The organism is Microbacterium sp. NPDC055502, from assembly GCF_053643635.1.
In genome coordinates this window covers 125,086-144,342 of the sequence record NZ_JBSHKJ010000003.1, presented here as the reverse complement: position 1 = coordinate 144,342, position 19,257 = coordinate 125,086, and the positions used below count along the sequence as shown (strand labels likewise).

Genomic DNA, 19,257 nt, shown 5'->3' with positions numbered 1-19,257 from the left:
CCGTCCACGACGCGCCCCCGCGCACCGCTACGATCGGTGCGCGGGGGCGTTTTTTCGAGCACAGCGACGTGCGGGGAGCGGGATGAACAGATACGCCGTGATCGGCGCGGGGCCATCGGGCCTGGCAGCAGCCAGAGCGCTGCAGAAGCGCGGCATCGCCGTGGACGGGTACGAGGCGTCGCACGGCGTCGGCGGCCTGTGGGACATCGACAACCCGCGCAGCACCATGTACGAGTCCGCGCACCTGATCTCCTCGCGCACCACGACCGAGTTCGCGGAGTTCCCGATGCGGACCACCGCGGACTACCCGGGGCACCGCGTGCTCAAGGGGTACTTCACCGACTACGCCGAGCACTTCGGCCTGACAGGGCTGTTCCGCTTCGACACGGCCGTGACCAGGCTCGAACCCCGCGACGGCGGCTGGGACCTCACCGCCACGGGACCGGACGGCGAGCACACCCGGTGGTACGCGGGCGTGGTGCTCGCGAACGGCACGCTCGCCACGCCGAACGTCCCCTCGTTCCGCGGTGCGTTCACGGGCGAGCTGCAGCACACCAGCGCGTACCGGTCGCCGCAGCAGCTCGCGGGGAAGCGCGTTCTGCTGATCGGCGCGGGCAACTCGGGGTGCGACATCGCCGTCGACGCCGTGCACCATGCGGCGTCGGTCGACATGAGCGTGCGCCGCGGCTACTACTTCGTGCCGCGCTACCTGTTCGGGCGTCCCAGCGACACGCTCAACCAGGGCCGACCGCTGCCCGCCCGGCTCAAGCAGGCGATCGACACCCGGGTGCTGCGGGCGTTCACGGGCGATCCGGTACGGTTCGGCTTCCCCCGGCCCGACTACCGGCTGTACGAGTCGCACCCGATCGTGAACACGCTCGTCCTGAACCACCTCGGCCAGGGCGACCTGCGCATCCGACCCGACATCGACCGCTTCGACGGCTCCACGGTGCACTTCCGCGACGGGAGCGCGGACGACTACGACCTGGTCCTGCTCGCCACCGGCTACCGCCTCGACTACCCGTTCGTCGATCCGGAGCACCTGCACTGGCGCGGGGCGGCCCCGAGGCTGTTCCTGAACGTGTTCCCCTCCTCCTTCAACGGGCTGTTTGTGATGGGCATGATCGAGGCGTCGGGGATCGGGTGGCAGGGGCGCTACGAGCAGGCCGAGCTCCTCGCCTCCTACCTGCACGCGGTGGAGACGGCTCCCGAGCGCGGCGCGCGATTCCGCGAGCGGGTGACCGGGGCCCCGTGGCCGGACGTGACCGGCGGCTACCACTACCTCGGCCTCGACCGGATGGCCTACTACGTGAACAAGGACGCCTATCGCCGCGCGGTCCGGCAGGAGCGGCAGTCGCTGGAGGCCGGGGCGTGAACGTCGACGACGTGGTGCTCTCCTTCACCCCTGGCACGCTCACGATCCTCAACGTGGTGCTCGGCCTGATCATGTTCGGCATCGCGCTGGACACGTCACCGCAGGACTTCCGCGTCGTGGCGAAGCACCCGAAGCCGTTCGCGATCGCGATCCTCGCCCAGCTCCTGCTGCTCCCCGTCGCGACGTTCCTGCTCACGCTGGTGCTGCCCGTCCCGCCGTCGATGGCGTTGGGGATGCTGCTGGTCGCGTGCTGTCCGCCCGGCAACATCTCGCAGGTGCTCACGCATCGCGCGGGCGGCAACGTCGCGCTGTCCGTGTCGCTCACGGCGGTCGGCAACCTGGTCTACATCATCGCGATGCCGCTGAGCATCACGTTCTGGGGGTCGCTGCACCCGACCGCGCGCACGCTGCTGCGCGACATCTCGCTCGACCCGTGGCGCATGCTGCTCGAGATCCTGCTGATCGTCGGTCTCCCGTTCGCCCTCGGGCTGCTGCTGCGGGCGAAGCTGCCGGGGGTGAGCGCGCGCGTGCAGCCCTTCGTGAAGTGGTTCAGCCTGCTCGCACTGCTGGGCTTCATCGTGGCCGCCCTGATCGGCAACTGGACGGTGTTCGTGCAGGTGCTCGGCATCATCCTCCTGGTGGTCGCCGTGCACGATGCGGTCGCGCTGGCCCTCGGTTACGGCACGGCCGTGGTCGGCGGACTGGGCACCCGCGAGCGCAAGGCCATGACCTTCGAGGTGGGCATCCGCAACGCCGGGCTCGGCCTGGGCCTGGTCTTCCTGTTCTTCGACGGGCTGGGCGGCATGGCCATCGTGGCGGGCTGGTGGGGCATCTGGGACATCATCGCCGGACTCGTGCTCGCCGGACTGTGGGCGCGGCACACCCGACGGCGGACCGGAAGCCCCCACGGCGATGCGAGTGGTCGCATGAGCATCGAGGCGGCCTGATGCGGCGGGTGCTGATCACGGGCGGTGCGGGTTTCCTCGGCACGCACGTCGCGAGCGCCCTCGCGCGCCGTGACGACGTGGAGCTGGTCGTGGCCGCGGATGTGCGGGATGCCCCCGCGCGGGACGGCGTCGTGAACGCGCTGCTCGACGTGACCGATGCCGCAGCCGTCGCGCCCCTGCTGCGCGCCCACCGGATCGACACCGTGGTGCACCTCGCCGCGATCGTGAACCCGGGTCGCGACGTCGACCGGGAGTACCGGGTCGATGTGATCGGCTCCGCGAATGTGCTCGCCGCGTGCGTCGAGACCGGCGTCCGCCGGATCGTCGTGTCGAGCTCGGGCGCCGCGTACGGCTACCACCCCGACGCTCCCGCCTGGATCGACGAGAGCACGCCTCTGCGCGGCAACGACGCGTTCCCGTACGCGCGCCACAAACGGCTGGTCGAGGAGATGCTGTCCGACTGCCGGAGCGAGCACCCCGGACTCGAGCAGGTCGTGTTCCGCATCGGGACGATCCTCGGTCCGACCGTGCGGAATCAGATCACCGCGCTCTGGGACGGGCGGCGCATCCTGCGCATCGCGGGCTCCGACTCCCCCTTCGTGTTCGTCTGGGTCGACGACGTTGCGACCGCGATGGTGCGGGCGGCGACGGACGGACCGGCCGGGGTGTTCAACGTTGCCGGAGACGGGCGTCTCACGGTGCCGCAGATCGCCGCGCGGCTCGGCAAGCGACAGCTCGTGGTCCCGGCGTGGGCACTGGACGCGGCGCTCCGCCTGGGACGGATGCTCCGGCTCACCGAGCACGGGCCGGAGAAGGTGCCGTTCCTGCGCTGGCGGCCCGTGCTGTCCAACCGCCGACTCATCGAGGATTTCGGCTTCACGCCCACGCGCACCTCGGCGGAGGCGTTCGAGGAGTACCTGGCCACGCACCCCTCCGTCTCCCGCCGACGGGAGTAGCGTTGCCTCCGTGCAGAAGAAGCCCCGCCGCCGCATCCTGAGACGTGTCCTGTGGGCTCTGGCCATCGTGCTGGTCCTCGCGATCGGCGGTGTGCTCGCCTACACCCAGATCGGGGTCATGCCGGCCGAACCGGGTCCGCTCGCCGAGGTCCGTGCCAATTCGGCGATCACCGTGACCGACGCCGACGAAGGCATCGTGCTGGAACCCGCCGACGGCGACTCCGAACGGGGCCTGGTGTTCATCCCGGGCGCCAAGGTCGATCCGTGGGCCTATGCGGCCCCGCTCCAGGGCCTCGCCGAGGAGGGCATCACGGTCGTGATCACCCGGCCGTGGTTGAACCTCGCGTTCTTCGACCCCCGCGGCCTGGACGACTTCACGTCCGCGGCGCCCGATGTCGAGTCCTGGGCCGTCGGCGGCCACTCCCTGGGCGGCGTCCGCGCCTGCCAGCTCGCCACCGCAGCCGATGCCCTGGTGCTGTTCGCGTCGTACTGCGCGAACGACCTGTCCGATTCCGAGCTCCCGGTGCTCAGCGTGGCCGGGAGCGAGGACGGCCTGTCCACTCCGGAGAAGATCGCCGATGCGCGGCCGATGCTCCCCGCCGACGCCGAACTCGTCGAGATCGACGGCGCCTCTCATGCCTCGTTCGGTGATTACGGGCCACAGGCGGGCGACGGCGAGCCGACCCTGTCCGAGGAGGAGATGCGCGCGCAGCTCACCGACATCGTGGGCGGGTTCCTGCTGTCGGTTCCCCGCTGACCGGCACCTCTCAGCCGAGGACGGGGTCGAGCAGCGGGTGCAGGTGCCGGGTGCCGAGCACGAGCGACGCCGTCCGCGCCCCGGCCTCCAGCGCGGCGGCGAGCCCGGCTCCGCCCAGTCGGGCGTCCAGCACGCCGGCGAGGAACGCGTCGCCTGCGCCGTTGGTGTCGACGACCGTGGTGGGCACCGCGCGCACGCGCACCTCGGTCCCGTCCGCATCGATCGCCACCGCGCCGTCCGCGCCGAGCGTGCACACCGCGAGCTGGGCGCCCGCGTCGACCGTGGCCCGCAGGAACTCCACCGGAGAGTCCAGGCGGTCGGCGTTGCAGAACACGGCATGCGCGGCGGCGAGGAACGGCCGGTGGAACGCGGCCGTGCCGTCGTAGTCGTGCACGTCCACCCAGAGCGGCGTGCCGCTCCGCCGTGCCAGCGGGAGCAGGCGCAACGGTTCAGCGGCCAGGTCAAGCACGACCGCGTCCGCCACCGCCAGCTCTGCCGCCAGGGCCGCATCGTCGCGCCCGTCGCCCGCCTTCGGCGTCGCCAGGTACAGCGACACGCGCTCCCCCGCCCTAGTCATGAGGTTCAGGTGGCGCTCCGTCACGCCGTCCGACCAGTGCACGGGGACTCCGGCCGCGGCCAGGGCGTCGCGCACCCGCCGGCCGTCGTCGTCCGACCCCGCGATCGCGTGCAGCGCCACCGCGCGCCCGAGCCCGGTCAGGCTCAGCGCCTTGCCCGCACTCGTGCCGCCGACCGTCTCCCAGCTGTCCTCGGCGAACTGCATGTGCGGTTCCGGCTCCGGCAGCCGGTCGAGCACGACGATCCTGTTCCAGGCGGCGGGACCGACGATGACGACCGCGGCCACGCGTCAGCCGATCCGCGACACCAGGGCGTCGAGCCCCATGCCGTAGTCGATGCGCACCACGGGAAGCGCGAGCTTGTCCGTACCGATCTGCACGTACCCGGGCTCGATCGTCCGCGCCATCTCGAAGCCGGCCTGCGCCACGCCCTGCTTCGCCGTGTCGTTGTAGTGTCCGAAGGGGTAGGCCATGACCTCGCGGACGCCCAGCACGTCGCCCGAGGCGTTGAGGTCGGCGGCGATCTGATCGGCCGTCCAGTTCACCATCCGCCCCTTGCCGTTCTCCCCCGCCTGGTGCATGTCGTTGGTGTGCGAGCGCCGCAGCACGTAGATCGATGGGGGCGGATCGGTCCGGTAGGCCGTGATCATGAACGAGGTCGACAGCAGGCGGTACTTGTCGATCACGGGCACGGCGAGGTCGAACCAGCTCTGGTCGGCGTCGTCGTCCGTGATGATGACCGAGCGCGAGGGCAGGAACAGCCGGCCGTCGATGAACGCGCTGAGCTCGTCCCACGTCGGCAGGTAGAAGCCCGTGGTGGCGATGTGGTTCATCTGCGCGTCGAAGTCGCCGATGTAGGCGTAGTTCCCGCGCAGCCAGCCTGTCTCCCCGTCCGGGTTCGATGTGAACTGGTGGTACATGAGGATCGGCACGCGCGTGCCCTCCGCCGCGTTCTCCTCCGGGGTCTTCCAGGCCGCGAACAGCTCGATCCGCTGGTCGTCGCACACCACGGGGTCGGCGCCGTTGACGCGGGCCTCCGGAGTGAAGGCTGCCGCGTCTGCCGCCGTCGGGTACCACCCGGCGAACACCTTCCCCGCCACGGCCGGGATCGGCAGCGCGACGTACAGGCCGTTCTGCCACTGCAGCTGCGGATCCGCCGGGGCGCCCTCGCCGGCGAAGCTCACGGCACACGCCAGCGGGTTGTCGGCGTCGGCCAGCAGCTGCTCGACCGCGGTCAGCGGCTTCGGCGACGGCGACGGCTCGGGGCGCGGCGACTCCGTCCGCGCCGGTGCCGCCTCGGCCGCCCCCCGGTTCAGCAGCAGGTATGCCGCCGCGCCACCCCCGACCAGCAGCACGGCGGCGAGCGAGATGATCAGTGCGACGCGCCCCCGTCGCTTCCCCCCGGAAGCCACGGTCAGGCGTCGAATCCCTCGGCGATCATCTCCACGAGCTCCTCGCGTTCCTCGACGGGGAGGAACGCGGCGGCCGCGGCGTTGAACTGGAAGGTCTCGAGGTCGTCGAGGTCGTAGTCGAACGTCTCCACCAGCAGCGCCAGCTCCCGCGTGAGCGAGGTCGCGCTCATGGTGCGGTTGTCCACGTTCACGGTGACGGCGAAGCCCAGCTGGTAGAGCAGGTCGAACGGGTGGTCGGCCAGCACGTTGCCCCAGGCCGCGACGGCCCCGGTCTGCAGGTTCGACGACGGCGACAGCTCGAGCGGGATCTCGCGGTCGCGCACCCAGCGGGCGAGCTCGCCGAAGCGCACCTGCACCTCGTCGCCCTCCTGCGTGACGACCTCCAGGTCCTCCGCGATGCGCACACCGTGGCCCAGCCGCAGCGCGCGCCCGTCGAGCAGCGCCGAACGGATCGATGCGAGTCCGGCGGCCTCTCCCGCGTGAACGGTCACGGGGAAGAAGTTCTCGGCGAGGAAGTCGAACGCGGCGCGGTGGTTCGACGGCGGGAAGCCGTCCTCCGGCCCGGCGATGTCGAAGCCCACGGCACCGCGGCCGCGGAAGTCGACCGCGAGCTCCGCGATCTCCCTGGCGCGGTCGGTGTGCCGCATGGCGGTGATCAGCTGGCCGACGCGGATGCTGCGACCGTTGCGGTCGGCGGCGTCCTCGCCCTCCTCGATGCCCTGCTGCACGGCCTCCATGGCCTGCTCCAGCGTGAGCCCCGCGGCCTGGTGCTGCTCGGGCGCCCAGCGCACCTCTCCGTAGATCACGCCGTCGGCCGCGAGATCCTGCACGAACTCGCGCGCGACCCGGGTGAGCCCTTCGCGCGTCTGCATGACGGCCGTCGTGAGGTCGAACGTCTTCAGGTATTCGACCAGCGAGCCGGAGTCGCTCTGCTTCGCGAACCAGGTGCCCAGCGCGCGCGGGTCGTTCTCCGGCACGTCGAGCCCGATGGCGTCCGCGAGTTCGATGATCGTCGCCGGCCGCACGGCCCCGTCGAGGTGGTCGTGCAACGACACCTTGGGCAGGCTCCGCAGGGAGACGCCGTTCAGGCTGGCATCGCCGTTCGCATCGATCGACATGGGGATCCTCTCGGTCGCGGGACTTCGGTTTCAGGCTACCGTCCGCGGCCTCAGGCCGTGATGCGCTCGCGGACGATCGGCCCGGCCTCCGGGGCCCGGTCGCCGAGCTCCCACGCCCCCTCCAGCGCCTCGATCGCGCGGGGGAACCGTGCCTCGTCGGCCGCGGACAGGGTGAACAGCGGCTGCCCGGCGGTCACGCGGTCGCCCGGCTTGGCGTGCAGGTCGATGCCGGCCTCGTGGATGACCGGATCCTCGGCCCTGGCCCGCCCGGCACCGAGGCGCCACGCGGCGATCCCGAAGGGCAGCGCGTCCATGCGCGTCACGACACCGTCGGACGCGGCGGTCACGACGTGCGTCTCCCTCGCGACCGGGAGCGCGGCGTCGGGGTCGCCGTCCTGCGCGCGGATCATGGCCTTCCAGCTGTCCATCGCGCGGCCGTCGTCGAGAGCGGCCTCCACGTCGGCGTCGGGCTGCCCGGCGAGGGCGAGCATCTCCCTGGCGAGGGCGACGGTCAGTGCCCGCACGTCGGCCGGGCCTCCGCCCGCCAGGATCTCGACGGACTCGCGCACCTCGTTGGCGTTGCCGATCGCGCGGCCCAGCGGCACGTTCATGTCCGTGAGCAGCGCGGTCGTGGCGACGCCGGAGTCGGTGCCCAGTGCGACCATCGTGCGTGCGAGCTCCCGCGCGCGGTCGATGTCCTGCATGAAGGCGCCGGAGCCGAACTTCACGTCGAGCACGAGCGCGTCGGTGCCCTCGGCGATCTTCTTCGACATGATGCTCGACGCGATCAGCGGGATCGCCTCGACCGTCCCCGTCACGTCGCGCAGCGCGTACAGCTTCTTGTCGGCGGGGGCGAGGCCGGAACCCGCGGCGCAGATCACCGCCCCCACGTCGCCCTGCATCTGGGCGAACATCTCCTCGTTGCTGAGCGCGGCGCGCCAGCCGGGGATCGCCTCGAGCTTGTCGAGCGTGCCCCCGGTGTGACCGAGGCCGCGTCCGCTGAGCTGCGGAACGGCCACGCCGAACGAGGCCACCAGCGGTGCGAGCGGCAGGGTGATCTTGTCGCCGACACCACCCGTGGAGTGCTTGTCGACCGTGGGCTTGCCGAGGGTCGCGAAGCTCATCCGCTCGCCCGAGGCGATCATGGCGTCGGTCAGCACGCGGATCTCGTCGCGCTCCATGCCCCGCTGGAACACCGCCATCGCGAAGGAGGCCATCTGCGCGTCGGAGACATAGCCGCGCGTGTACGCGTCGACCATCCAGCGCAGCGCCGGCTCCGGCACCGCCCCGCCGTCGCGCTTGGCGCGGATCACATCCACGGCGTCGAACGGCTCAACGGTCATCGTGCGTCCTCCAGGTCGCGCGGCCCGAACGCATCGGGCAGCACCTCGTCGATGGTGCGGATGCCGGAGACGGTCTCCAGCAGCATGCCGGGCACGGCGTGTTCGTACAGCAGCTGGCGGCACCGGCCGCACGGCATGATCGTGTCGCCGTCGTTGTTGACGCACACGAACGCCACGAGCTGCCCACCGCCCGACATGTGCAGGTCGCCGACGAGTGCGCACTCCGCACACAGCGTGACGCCGTACGAGGCGTTCTCCACGTTGCAGCCCGCGACGATGCGTCCGTCGCTGACGAGGGCGGCCGCTCCCACGCGGTAGCGCGAGTACGGCGCGTACGCCTTCGTCATCGCGTCGGCGGCGACCTGGCGCAGCTCGTCCCAGTCGATGTCGGTCATGACGGTCGTTCCTTCTTCCTGCGTCCTACGACTTGATGTACGGCTTGCCGTCGGCGGCAGGTGCCTTGATCTGCCCGGCGAACCCGGCGACCGCGAGCAGCGTCACCACGTACGGCAGCATCAGCATGAACTCGCCGGGGATCGGCGTCTTCAGGATCGACAGCAGGTTCTGCAGGTTCGTCGCGAAGCCGAACAGCAGTGCCGCCAGCGTCGCCCTGATCGGGTCCCAGCGGCCGAAGATCACCGCGGCGAGGGCGATGAAGCCGAGTCCCGCCGTCATGTCCTTGCCGAACTGCGGCACCGAGACGAGCGTGAAGTACGCACCGCCCATGCCCGCGATCGCACCGGCCAGCAGCACGTTCCAGAACCGCGTCGGGTTGACCTTGATGCCCACCGTGTCGGCGGCCTGCGGGTGCTCACCGACGGCGCGGAGCCGCAGCCCCCAGCGGGTGCGGTACAGCCCCCACGCGACGACGGCGACCGTGAGGAACATCAGGTAGCCGATGAACGTCTGGTTGAACAGCACGGGACCGATGATCGGGATGTCGCTGAGCAGCGGGATCTCGATCCGCGTGAACCGCACCGGCGTGTTCAGCTCGGCCTCGTTGGGTGCCAGGAGCGCGCCGTACAGGAACCCGGTGAGACCGGTGACGAGCACGTTCAGCACGACACCGACGATGACCTGCTCGACGAGGTACTTGATCGCGAACGCGGCGAGGACGCTGGCGACCAGCACGCCGCCGACCATCGCGCCGATCAGACCCACGAACGGGTTGCCGGTGATGCTCGACAGCAGGGCGGCCGAGAACGCGCCGAGCAGCAGCTGCCCCTCGATGGCGACGTTGACCACACCGGCGCGCTCGCCGATCACGCCGCCGAGGGCACCGAACACCAGCGGGACCGACAGCGACACCGCGCCGAACAGCAGGCTCGTGACGGGGACGAGGCCGCCCGCGGACGCCCACACCAGGAACCCGAACACCGCGAACACACCGTAGGCAGCGACCAGCCAGAGCGAGGTCGGACGATACACCCATGCCCGCAGGAACGAGGCGACCGTGATCACGACCAGCACGGCGAACACGAACCAGAAGGTCGACGAGGTGGGCAGGGCCACGTCGGGCAGTGCGAACGCCGACGACTGGTCGGAGAGCCGGAAGGTGCTGGTGCCGCTACGGGGTACCGCGAGGAACAGCAGCGCGAGCAGCACGGTCAGCACGGCGAGCACGATGGGCGCCTTGAGGTGGCGCTCCTTCACGGTCGCGAGCTGGACGGTGCCGTCTGCGGCCTCGGTCTGTGCGAGCGACATCATGCCGTCACCGCCTTCTTCGCGGCCTTGGCTCTCGCCTTGGCGGCCTTCTCCGCGTCGGACTTGGGCAGGAAGAACACGGTGCGCAGCAGCGGCGGCGCGGCGATGAACAGCACCACGAGCGACTGCACGACCAGCACGATGTCGACCGGGATGTCCTGCGCCTGCATCGAGAACGATCCGGCCTTGAGCGCGCCGAACAGGATGCCGGCGGCGAACGTGCCCCACGCGCGGCTGCGGCCGAGGAGGGCGACGGTGATCGCGTCGAAGCCGATGCCCGCGTCGATGGTCTCGGTGACGCCGGTGGTCACGGCGCCCTGCAGCTGGTTCATCCCCGCGAGTCCGGCGAGGCCTCCCGCGAAGAGCATCGCGTAGACGTAGATGCGCTGCACGCTGATGCCGGCGGCGCGGGCGGCGTGCGGGTTCTCGCCCACGGCGCGCATGCGCAGGCCGAGGGAGGAACGCTCGAGGAGCCACCAGACGAACAGCGTCGCGATGATCACGATCACGAAGCCCACGTCCAGCAGCGGGAACTGCGGGCCGAGCAGCGTCGGGAACTGCGCCGACTCGGGTGTCGGCGAGCCGAGCGCCTGGTTCGTGCCCGGCTTCTGCAGCAGGCCGGGCGTCCGGATCATCCACAGCAGCAGGTAGTACGCGATGTAGTTGAGCATGATCGTGAGGATCACCTCGTGCGCACCCGTGCGGGCCTTGATGAGACCGGCGATCGCACCCCACAGCGCCCCGCCCGCGATGCCGGCGAGGAGCGTGACGGGCAGGTGCAGCCACAGCGGCAGGTCGAGGGAGAAGGTCAGCAGCGCCGCGACCGCGACACCGATGAGCATCTGGCCGCGCGCACCGATGTTGAACAGACCGACGCGAAACGCGAGCGCCACGCCGAGACCGGCCGCGATGAGCGGCGCGGCGAAACCGAGCGTGTTCGTCAGCGGACGGATCTGCGCGGCGAAGTCGGCTCCGCGGGCGTTGAAGATCGCGCCGCGGAAGAGCGCCTCGTAGCCGTTGTAGACGGCGTTCCAGGCCGCCGCCAACGTGTCGGTCGGACGGGCGAAGAAGTACCCGGACGCCTCCTGCACGTCTTCGTTCGTGAAGGCGATGAGGATGCCGCCCACGATGAGCGCGAGGACGATCGCCAGGATCGTGGTGACGGCGCTCCCCCGCAGGATCTCCTTCAGGACGACGTTCGCGCGGGGAGGCGGCGGGACGTCGGAGGGGTCGCGCGGCACGGTGCCGGTGCTCGTGGCGAGCTGTTCGGGTGGGAGCCCCTTGGTCGCGTCCCCTGCGCCTGGTGTCGCTCCGCTCACGCGGCCACCTCTCCTTCGGCCGCACCGGCCATCATGAGTCCGAGTGTCTCCCGGGGCGTGTCACCCGGGACGATGCCGACGATCGTGCCGCGGTACATGACCGCGATCCGGTCCGCGAGAGCTGCGACCTCGTCCAGCTCCGTGGAGACCACGACGACGGGGATCCCGGCGTCGCGCGTCTCGATGATCCGCTTGTGGATGAACTCGATCGAGCCGACGTCGACGCCGCGAGTGGGCTGCGCCGCCACGAGCAGGCGCAGGTCGCGGCTCATCTCCCGGGCGATGACCACCTTCTGCTGGTTTCCACCCGACAGCGTGCCCGCCGGGGTGTGGGGCCCCTGCGCGCGGATGTCGTACTCCTTGATGCGCTCGCGCGCGAACTCCTCGAGCACGGCGCGCTTGAGGGTGCCGGCGCGGCTGAACGCCGGGTCGTCCGAGCGGTCGAGCACCAGGTTCTCGGCGACCGAGAACCCGCCGACCAGGCCGTCCTCCGTGCGGTCCTCCGGGACGAACCCGACTCCCGCGTCGAGGATGGCGCGCACGCTCTTGCCGACCAGCTCCTTGCCGTCGAGCACGATGCTGCCCTCGACGCGCGCCGCGAGACCGACGATGGCCTCCACGAGCTCGGTCTGGCCGTTGCCCTGCACGCCGGCGATCGCGAGCACCTCGCCCGGTCGCACGGTGAAGTCGACGCCGTCCACGACGATCGCGCCGCCCGGGGTGAGCACCCGCAGTCCGGACACCGCCAGGCCGCCCTCGCCCAGTCGCGGCGCCTCCTTGTGCACCGTCAGCTCGACCGCGCGGCCGACCATGAGCGAGGCGAGCTCCGCGTTCGACGCAGTCGGCGACGCCTCCCCCACGATCCGGCCGAGACGGACGATCGTGATGGTGTCGGCGACCTCCCGCACCTCGCGGAGCTTGTGGGTGATGAACACGATCGCGGTGCCCTCGTCGCGCAGCTGCCGCATGATGCCCATGAGCTCATCGGTCTCCTGGGGGGTCAGCACCGCGGTGGGCTCGTCGAACACGAGCACCTTCGCGTCGCGCGAGAGCGCCTTGATGATCTCGACCCGCTGCTGCACGCCGACGGGCAGGTCGCCCACGATCGCGTCGGGGTCGATGTCGAAGCCGAAGCGCGCGGCGACCTCCCGCACGTGCTGGCGGGCCTTCGCGATGTCGAGGGTGCCGAGCGCCTTGGTCTGCTCGTGGCCGAGCATCACGTTCTCGGCGACCGTGAACACCGGTACGAGCATGAAGTGCTGGTGCACCATGCCGATCCCCGCAGCCATCGCGTCACCCGGGCCGCGGAAGTGCTGCACCTCGTCGTCGAGGAGGATCTCTCCCTCATCGGCCTGGTACAGGCCGTAGAGGACGTTCATGAGGGTGGACTTTCCCGCGCCGTTCTCCCCGAGGAGGGCATGGATCTGCCCCGGTTCGACCACCAGATCGATGTGGTCGTTGGCCACGAGGCTGCCGAATCGCTTGGTGATGCCGCGAAGTTCGAGCTTCATATCTGCACCTTATCCAGAAGTGTCATTCAGGAGAATCGTCGTCCGTCCACGCACGGGGCGAGTGGCAGCCTGCTCACCACTCGCCCCGTGTCGGACCGTTTCAGATCACGGCGAGTTCTTCGACTCCACCGTGATGTCGCCGGAGATGATCTGCTCCTGCAGCGTCTTCAGCTCGTCCATCAGGCCCTCGGGCAGCTGGGACTCGAAGTCGCCGAAGCCGGACAGCTTGACGCCCTCGTTCTCGAGCGTCCCGACGTAGGGCTCCGGGTCGAAGTCGCCCTTGGCGGCCGCGATCGTCGCGTCGTGCACAGCCACGTCGATGGCCTTCATGATCGACACGAGCGTCATGCCCGCAACACTCGGGTCGGCAACCGCGAGGTCGCTGTCCACGCCGAGCATCAGGGTGTCCTTGCCGCTGTCGGTGATGGCCGCCGCGGCGCTCTGGTAGACGGGGCCACCGACCGGGAGGATCACGTCGACGCCCTGGTCGAGCACGCCCTGAGCGGTCTGCTTGGCGGTGTCGTTCGCGTCGAAGCCACCCGTGAAGGAGCCCTCCTGCGTCGCCGCATCCCATCCGAAGACCTGGACCGAAGCCGACTTGTCCTCGTTGTACTTCTCGACACCGAGCTGGTAGCCGTCCATGAACACGGCGACCGACGGGATCTGCATGCCGCCGAAGGTGCCGACCTTGTTCACACCGCTCTGCGCCGACCACGCCGCGGCCGCGTAGCCGCCGAGGTAGGCGGCCTGAGCCGTGTCGAACACGAGGGGCTTGATGTTGGGCGCGTCGACCTCGCCGTCGAAGTCGTTGTCGGCCCAGTCATCGATGATCGCGTAGTCGATCTCGGGGTTCGCGAGCGCCGACTCGACCGTGGCGGCCGACAGCTTGAAGCCAACCGAGACGATGAGCGAGCAGCCCTCGGACACCGCGGTCTCGAGGTTCGGCGCGTAGTCGTTGTCGTTCGCCGACTCGAACTCGAGCGGCTTGATGTCGAGCTCCTCGGCGGCGCTGTCCATGCCCTCCTTGGCCGACTGGTTGAACGACTTGTCGTTCCAGCCGCCCGCGTCGGAGATCAGGCAGGGCAGGAAGTCGGAGTCGGCCGGCTTGTCCGATCCCCCGGCCTCGTCGGTCGGTGCCTGGCCGCAACCGGCGAGCGCGAAGATGACGCCCGCGGCGACGGTCGCGCCGAGAAGCTTCTTGGTGGTGGAGATGGTCAACTCATGCCTCCCTCAACGGAACCGCGACCATCGCGGATCGATCAAAGTTACCTAGTGTTTCAGCCTTCGTGCACGCACGTCGCCCCTGGCGCTGGCGAAAGGTTACAAAGCTGAAATCAACCCACCCGATGAGCACCGATCACTGCTCATCAGAGCACGTCGCCCTGTCCGTTCAGCTTCAGCGACTCCACGACGCCCTTCACGCGCTGCGCGTTCTCCACCGTCGTGACGAGAAGCGCGTCGGGGGTGTCGACCACGACGATGTCCTTGACGCCGACGAGGCTGATGACGCGGGAGGTCTGGCTGACGAGGATGCCGCTGGCGGCATCCGTGAGCACCCGCGCCCGCGGCCCGAGAACGGCGAGGTCGTTCTTCCTGCCGTTGGTGATGAGCTTGGTGAGCGACGCGAAGTCGCCGACATCGTCCCAGTCGAAGTGCCCGGGGACGACGGCGAGGCGACCACGACGCGCGGCGGGCTCGGCGACCGCATAGTCGATCGCCGTCTTCTTGAGGCGCGGCCAGATGCGGTCGACGACCGGGCCCCGTCGCTCGCGATCGTCCCACGCCTCGGCCAGTTCGAGCAGCCCGGCGTGCAGCTCCGGCTCGTTCGCGGCGAGCTCGTCGAGCAGGACGCTCGCCTTGGCGATGAACATGCCCGCGTTCCACAGGTAGCCCCGGTCGGCGAGGTACGCCTTGGCCGTCTCCAGGTCGGGCTTCTCCACGAAGCTCTCGACGAGCGCGGCCTCACGGGCACGCTCGACGACGAGCTCGGAGCCCTTCTTGATGTATCCGAAGCCGACCGCGGGCTCCGTGGGGGCGATGCCGATCGTGCAGATGTACCCCTCGCGAGCGACCTCGACCGCGTCTCGCACCGCGAACTCGAACACGCGCGTGCCGCGGATGACGTGATCGGCGCTGAACGAGCCGATGATCACATCGGGGTCGCGCCGGTGCAGCACGGCGGCGGCCAGTCCGATCGCCGCGGCGGACTCGCGCGGCTCCGACTCCAGGAACACGTTCAGATCGGCGATGCCGGGCAGCTCGGCCTCCACCGCCGCCCGGTGCGCCCGTCCCGTCACCACCGCGATCCGATCGGGTCCGGCGAGGGGCTCGAGGCGGTCCCACGTGTCGCGCAGCAGCGAGTGGCCGGAGCCGGTCAGGTCGTGCAGGAACTTCGGCGCATCCGCCCGGGAGAGCGGCCACAGCCTGCTGCCGATGCCTCCGGCCGGGATCACCGCGTAGAAGTCCTCGATGGGTTCGCTCACCCGGCCAGCGTACCCAGCCGGCCCGCTCGGTCCCCGTGAGCCGCTCCGCGGCGACGCGGTCCCGACCGGATCCGGGCGGCGCCCGCTGGTTAGGGTCCCCTTCGTCGCCCACGGCCTTCTCACAGGAATAGGATGGAGGGCGATCGGGCGTGCCTGCCCCTCCCCAGCACTTCGAGGGGTCGAGACGGCGCACGCGACCGAGTCACATCGATCCAGGGAGGACGACCGTGTCCACAAGCGCTCGCTTGACACCGTCGATTTCGGAAACCACGTCCAAGACCCCCCGCGGCACCCTCTACCGGGGTCGCGAAGGCATGTGGTCGTGGGTGCTTCACCGCATCACCGGAGTCGCCATCTTCTTCTTCCTGTTGGTGCACGTGCTCGACACGGCGCTCATCAGGGTGTCGCCGGAGGCGTACGACGCGGTCATCGGCACGTACAAGAACCCGGTCATGGCGCTCGGCGAGGTCGTGCTCGTGGCCGGCATCGTGTTCCACGCCATGAACGGTCTGCGCATCATCGCCGTGGACTTCTGGTCGAAGGGCGCCAAGTACCAGCGCCAGCTGTTCTGGGGCGTTCTGCTCGTCTGGGGCATCATCATGGCCGGCTTCGTGCCCCGCCACCTGATGCTCGCATTCGCCGGCTTCGGAGGAGGACACTGATGAGCGCTCAGACCGCCGTCGCCCCCGCCCGCCGTCAGCGCGGGGTGAACCTGGAGAAGTGGGGCTGGGTCTTCATGCGCGTGTCGGGCGTCGTGCTCGTCGTGCTGATCTTCGGCCACCTCTTCGTCAACCTCATGCTCGGCGAGGGCATCCACGCCCTCGACTTCGCGTTCATCGCCGGCAAATTCGCCACACCGTTCTGGCAGTGGTGGGACGTGCTGATGCTGTGGCTCGCGCTCATCCACGGCGCCAACGGCATGCGCACGATCGTGAACGACTACGTGACCAACGCCACCGCCCGCAAGGCACTCGTGTGGGCACTCGGGCTGGCCGCCGGCCTGCTCATCATCCTCGGCACGCTGGTCGTCTTCACGTTCGACCCCTGCCTGGGTGTGACCGAGTCCAGCACGCTGTGGGAGACCTGCCAGGCGCAGGGCTAGAAGAAGAGGCATACGAGAAGTGACTACCCAGACCCAGGATTCCGTCGTCCGTGACGGCGTGCACTACCACCAGTTCGACATCGTCATCGTGGGCGCCGGCGGCGCCGGGATGCGGGCGGCCATCGAGGCGGGCCCCGGCGCGAAGACGGCCGTGATCTCGAAGCTGTACCCGACGCGCTCGCACACCGGTGCCGCGCAGGGCGGCATGGCGGCGGCGCTCGCGAACGTCGAGGAGGACTCCTGGGAGTGGCACACCTTCGACACGGTCAAGGGCGGCGACTACCTCGTCGACCAGGACGCGGCGGAGATCCTCGCGAAGGAAGCCATCGACGCGGTCATCGACCTCGAGAACATGGGCCTTCCCTTCAACCGCACGCCCGAGGGCAAGATCGACCAGCGTCGCTTCGGCGGTCACACGGCCGAGCACGGCAAGACCCCGGTCCGCCGCGCCTGCTACGCCGCCGACCGCACCGGTCACATGATCCTGCAGACGCTGTTCCAGAACTGCGTCAAGCTCGGCATCAACTTCTTCAACGAGTTCTATGTGCTCGACCTCATCACCGTGAAGGACGAGGCGGGCAAGACCCAGATCGCCGGCGTCGTCGCCTACGACCTCGCCACGGGTGAGCTGCACGTCTTCCAGTCCAAGGCCGTCATCTTCGCGACCGGCGGCTTCGGGAAGATCTTCAAGACCACGTCGAACGCGCACACTCTCACGGGCGACGGCGTCGGCATCGTCTGGCGCAAGGGCCTCCCGCTGGAGGACCTCGAGTTCTTCCAGTTCCACCCGACCGGACTCGCCGGACTCGGCATCCTCCTCACCGAGGGTGCCCGCGGTGAGGGCGCGATCCTCCGCAACGCCTCGGGCGAACGGTTCATGGAGCGCTACGCCCCCACCATCAAGGACCTCGCACCGCGTGACATCGTCGCGCGCTGCATGGTGCAGGAGGTCGCGGAGGGCCGCGGCGCCGGACCGCACAAGGACTACGTGCTGCTCGACTGCACGCACCTGGGTGCCGAGGTGCTCGAGACCAAGCTCCCCGACATCACCGAGTTCGCGCGCACGTACCTGGGCGTCGACCCGGTCGTGGAGCCCGTCCCCGTGATGCCGACCGCGCACTACGCCATGGGCGGCATCCCCACCAACAACAACGGCGAGGTGCTGGCCGACAACGACACCGTGGTGCCCGGCCTGTACGCCGCCGGCGAGTGCGCGTGCGTCTCGGTGCACGGCGCCAACCGCCTCGGCACCAACTCGCTGCTCGACATCAACGTCTTCGGCAAGCGAAGCGGCCGCAACGCCGTGGAGTACGTCAAGACCGCCGAGTTCGTTCCGCTCCCCGAGAACCCCGCCGCGTTCGTCTCCGGCATGCTCGAGGACCTGCGCAACAACCAGGGCACCGAGCGCATCGCCGTGCTGCGCAAGACGCTGCAGGACGAGATGGACAAGGGCGCGCAGGTGTTCCGCACGCACGAGTCGCTGCAGCACGTGCTGGGCGTGATCGCCGAGCTGCGCGAGCGCTACAAGAACGTGCACGTCGACGACAAGGGCCACCGGTTCAACACCGACCTGCTCGAGGCCGTGGAGCTGGGCTTCCTGCTCGACATCGCCGAGGTCGTCGTCTACGCGGCGCAGAACCGCGAGGAGAGCCGCGGCGGTCACATGCGCGACGACTTCCCGAAGCGCGACGACGAGAACTACATGAAGCACACCATGGCCTACCTGACGGGCGACCCGCACTCGTCGGACCCCAGCGACCACATCAAGCTCGACTGGAAGCCCGTCGTGTTCACCAAGAACGACAAGGGCGAGTTGAACTACCCGCCGATGGAGAGGAAGTACTGACCATGTCGAACGCCATCGCCGAAGCCCCCGCGGAGACGACCGAAGACACCGGCATCCAGTCCTTCATCGTCACGTTCAACATCCGCCGGTTCGACCCCGAGGTCGACGCCGAGCCGCACTGGGTCGATTACGACGTGGAGCTCTACTCCACCGACCGCGTGCTCGACGCCCTGCACAAGATCAAGTGGGAGGTCGACGGTTCGCTCACGTTCCGCCGCTCCTGCGCCCACGGGATCTGCGGCTCCGACGCCATGCGCATCAACGGACGGAACCGCCTCGCCTGCAAGACGCTGATCAAGGACCTCGACATCTCGAAGCCCATCTACGTCGAGGCCATCAAGGGCCTGCCGCTGGAGAAGGACCTCGTCGTCGACATGGAGCCGTTCTTCGCGTCGTACCGCGAGGTGCAGCCGTTCCTCGTCGCGAACTCCGTGCCGGAGAAGGGCAAGGAGCGCCTGCAGACCATCGCCGACCGCGAGGTCTTCGACGACACCACCAAGTGCATCCTGTGCGCCGCGTGCACCTCCTCGTGCCCCGTGTTCTGGACCGACGGTCAGTACTTCGGCCCGGCGGCCATCGTCAACGCGCACCGCTTCATCTTCGACTCGCGCGACGACAACGCCGCCGTGCGCCTCGACATCCTCAACGACAAGGAGGGCGTGTGGCGGTGCCGCACGACCTTCAACTGCTCCGAGGCGTGCCCCCGCGGCATCGAGGTCACGAAGGCGATCGCAGAGGTCAAGCAGGCGGTCCTTCGCGGACGCCCCTGAGGCATCTCCTCCCCCGCGCGAAGGGCGGCTCCGACTGCG

18 protein-coding genes are annotated in these 19,257 nt (G+C 69.7%); 8 read left to right on the top strand and 10 right to left on the bottom strand.

Annotation, left to right across the window (positions count from 1 at the left end; all coding sequences use genetic code 11):
* Positions 1 to 82: 82 nt before the first annotated feature.
* Genes ACWH95_RS16990 through ACWH95_RS16975 form a run of 4 tightly spaced genes read left to right on the top strand, consistent with a single transcriptional unit; the run spans position 83 to position 4,035 of the window.
* On the top strand, positions 83 to 1,375 hold the full coding sequence (locus tag ACWH95_RS16990; protein ID WP_247981937.1) for a flavin-containing monooxygenase: 1,293 nt from the start codon (positions 83 to 85) through the stop codon (positions 1,373 to 1,375).
* The gene (locus tag ACWH95_RS16985; protein WP_454121057.1) at positions 1,372 to 2,322 is read left to right on the top strand and encodes a bile acid:sodium symporter family protein; all 951 of its coding nucleotides are present in this window, start codon (positions 1,372 to 1,374) and stop codon (positions 2,320 to 2,322) included. Before ACWH95_RS16990 ends, ACWH95_RS16985 begins: the two co-directional genes overlap by 4 nt.
* Positions 2,322 to 3,278 carry an SDR family oxidoreductase gene (locus ACWH95_RS16980; RefSeq protein ID WP_206253122.1) on the top strand — a complete coding sequence of 319 codons (957 nt, stop codon included), beginning with the start codon at positions 2,322 to 2,324 and terminating at the stop codon, positions 3,276 to 3,278. Before ACWH95_RS16985 ends, ACWH95_RS16980 begins: the two co-directional genes overlap by 1 nt.
* Positions 3,279 to 3,288: 10 nt before the next feature.
* A complete protein-coding gene (locus tag ACWH95_RS16975; RefSeq protein WP_378823884.1) occupies positions 3,289 to 4,035 on the top strand; it encodes an alpha/beta hydrolase in 747 nt (248 codons plus the stop codon).
* Positions 4,036 to 4,045: 10 nt separating this feature from the next.
* On the opposite strand, the gene ACWH95_RS16970 is transcribed toward ACWH95_RS16975, so the two are convergent.
* From ACWH95_RS16970 to ACWH95_RS16925, 10 genes are all read right to left on the bottom strand, one after another.
* Positions 4,046 to 4,897, bottom strand: a complete 852-nt coding sequence (locus ACWH95_RS16970) for a carbohydrate kinase family protein (RefSeq protein ID WP_454121056.1) — start codon at positions 4,895 to 4,897, stop codon at positions 4,046 to 4,048.
* A gap of 3 nt (positions 4,898 to 4,900) precedes the next feature.
* On the bottom strand, positions 4,901 to 6,022 hold the full coding sequence (locus ACWH95_RS16965; RefSeq protein WP_454121055.1) for a polysaccharide deacetylase family protein: 1,122 nt from the start codon (positions 6,020 to 6,022) through the stop codon (positions 4,901 to 4,903).
* Positions 6,023 to 6,024: 2 nt separating this feature from the next.
* On the bottom strand, positions 6,025 to 7,140 hold the full coding sequence (locus ACWH95_RS16960; RefSeq protein WP_454121054.1) for an adenosine deaminase: 1,116 nt from the start codon (positions 7,138 to 7,140) through the stop codon (positions 6,025 to 6,027).
* A gap of 50 nt (positions 7,141 to 7,190) precedes the next feature.
* Positions 7,191 to 8,483: a thymidine phosphorylase gene (locus ACWH95_RS16955; RefSeq protein WP_136044444.1), complete on the bottom strand. Its 1,293-nt coding sequence runs from the start codon at positions 8,481 to 8,483 to the stop codon at positions 7,191 to 7,193.
* The gene (locus tag ACWH95_RS16950; protein ID WP_136030366.1) at positions 8,480 to 8,878 is read right to left on the bottom strand and encodes a cytidine deaminase; all 399 of its coding nucleotides are present in this window, start codon (positions 8,876 to 8,878) and stop codon (positions 8,480 to 8,482) included. Before ACWH95_RS16950 ends, ACWH95_RS16955 begins: the two co-directional genes overlap by 4 nt.
* 25 nt (positions 8,879 to 8,903) lie before the next feature.
* Complete coding sequence (locus ACWH95_RS16945; protein WP_136036306.1) at positions 8,904 to 10,190, bottom strand: ABC transporter permease; 1,287 nt, start codon at positions 10,188 to 10,190, stop codon at positions 8,904 to 8,906.
* A complete protein-coding gene (locus ACWH95_RS16940) occupies positions 10,187 to 11,506 on the bottom strand; it encodes an ABC transporter permease (RefSeq protein WP_136030370.1) in 1,320 nt (439 codons plus the stop codon). Before ACWH95_RS16940 ends, ACWH95_RS16945 begins: the two co-directional genes overlap by 4 nt.
* Positions 11,503 to 13,017, bottom strand: a complete 1,515-nt coding sequence (locus ACWH95_RS16935) for an ABC transporter ATP-binding protein (RefSeq protein ID WP_136036308.1) — start codon at positions 13,015 to 13,017, stop codon at positions 11,503 to 11,505. Before ACWH95_RS16935 ends, ACWH95_RS16940 begins: the two co-directional genes overlap by 4 nt.
* A gap of 105 nt (positions 13,018 to 13,122) precedes the next feature.
* Positions 13,123 to 14,235, bottom strand: coding sequence for a BMP family lipoprotein (locus ACWH95_RS16930; RefSeq protein WP_136030376.1), 1,113 nt, complete (start codon positions 14,233 to 14,235; stop codon positions 13,123 to 13,125).
* Between the two features lie 149 nt (positions 14,236 to 14,384).
* Entirely contained in the window at positions 14,385 to 15,500 is a 1,116-nt protein-coding gene (locus tag ACWH95_RS16925) for a mannose-1-phosphate guanylyltransferase (RefSeq protein WP_136030378.1), read from the bottom strand.
* Positions 15,501 to 15,727: 227 nt separating this feature from the next.
* Between ACWH95_RS16925 and sdhC the strand changes: the two genes are divergently transcribed.
* Genes sdhC through ACWH95_RS16905 form a run of 4 tightly spaced genes read left to right on the top strand, consistent with a single transcriptional unit; the run spans position 15,728 to position 19,218 of the window.
* Positions 15,728 to 16,162: a succinate dehydrogenase, cytochrome b556 subunit gene (gene sdhC / locus ACWH95_RS16920; RefSeq protein ID WP_136030381.1), complete on the top strand. Its 435-nt coding sequence runs from the start codon at positions 15,728 to 15,730 to the stop codon at positions 16,160 to 16,162.
* A complete protein-coding gene (locus tag ACWH95_RS16915; protein WP_136030382.1) occupies positions 16,162 to 16,602 on the top strand; it encodes a succinate dehydrogenase hydrophobic membrane anchor subunit in 441 nt (146 codons plus the stop codon). Before sdhC ends, ACWH95_RS16915 begins: the two co-directional genes overlap by 1 nt.
* A 19-nt stretch (positions 16,603 to 16,621) precedes the next feature.
* A complete protein-coding gene (sdhA, locus tag ACWH95_RS16910; protein WP_136030384.1) occupies positions 16,622 to 18,448 on the top strand; it encodes a succinate dehydrogenase flavoprotein subunit in 1,827 nt (608 codons plus the stop codon).
* A 2-nt stretch (positions 18,449 to 18,450) separates the two neighbouring features.
* The gene (locus tag ACWH95_RS16905) at positions 18,451 to 19,218 is read left to right on the top strand and encodes a succinate dehydrogenase iron-sulfur subunit (RefSeq protein ID WP_136030386.1); all 768 of its coding nucleotides are present in this window, start codon (positions 18,451 to 18,453) and stop codon (positions 19,216 to 19,218) included.
* The last annotated feature ends 39 nt before the right edge of the window (positions 19,219 to 19,257 follow it).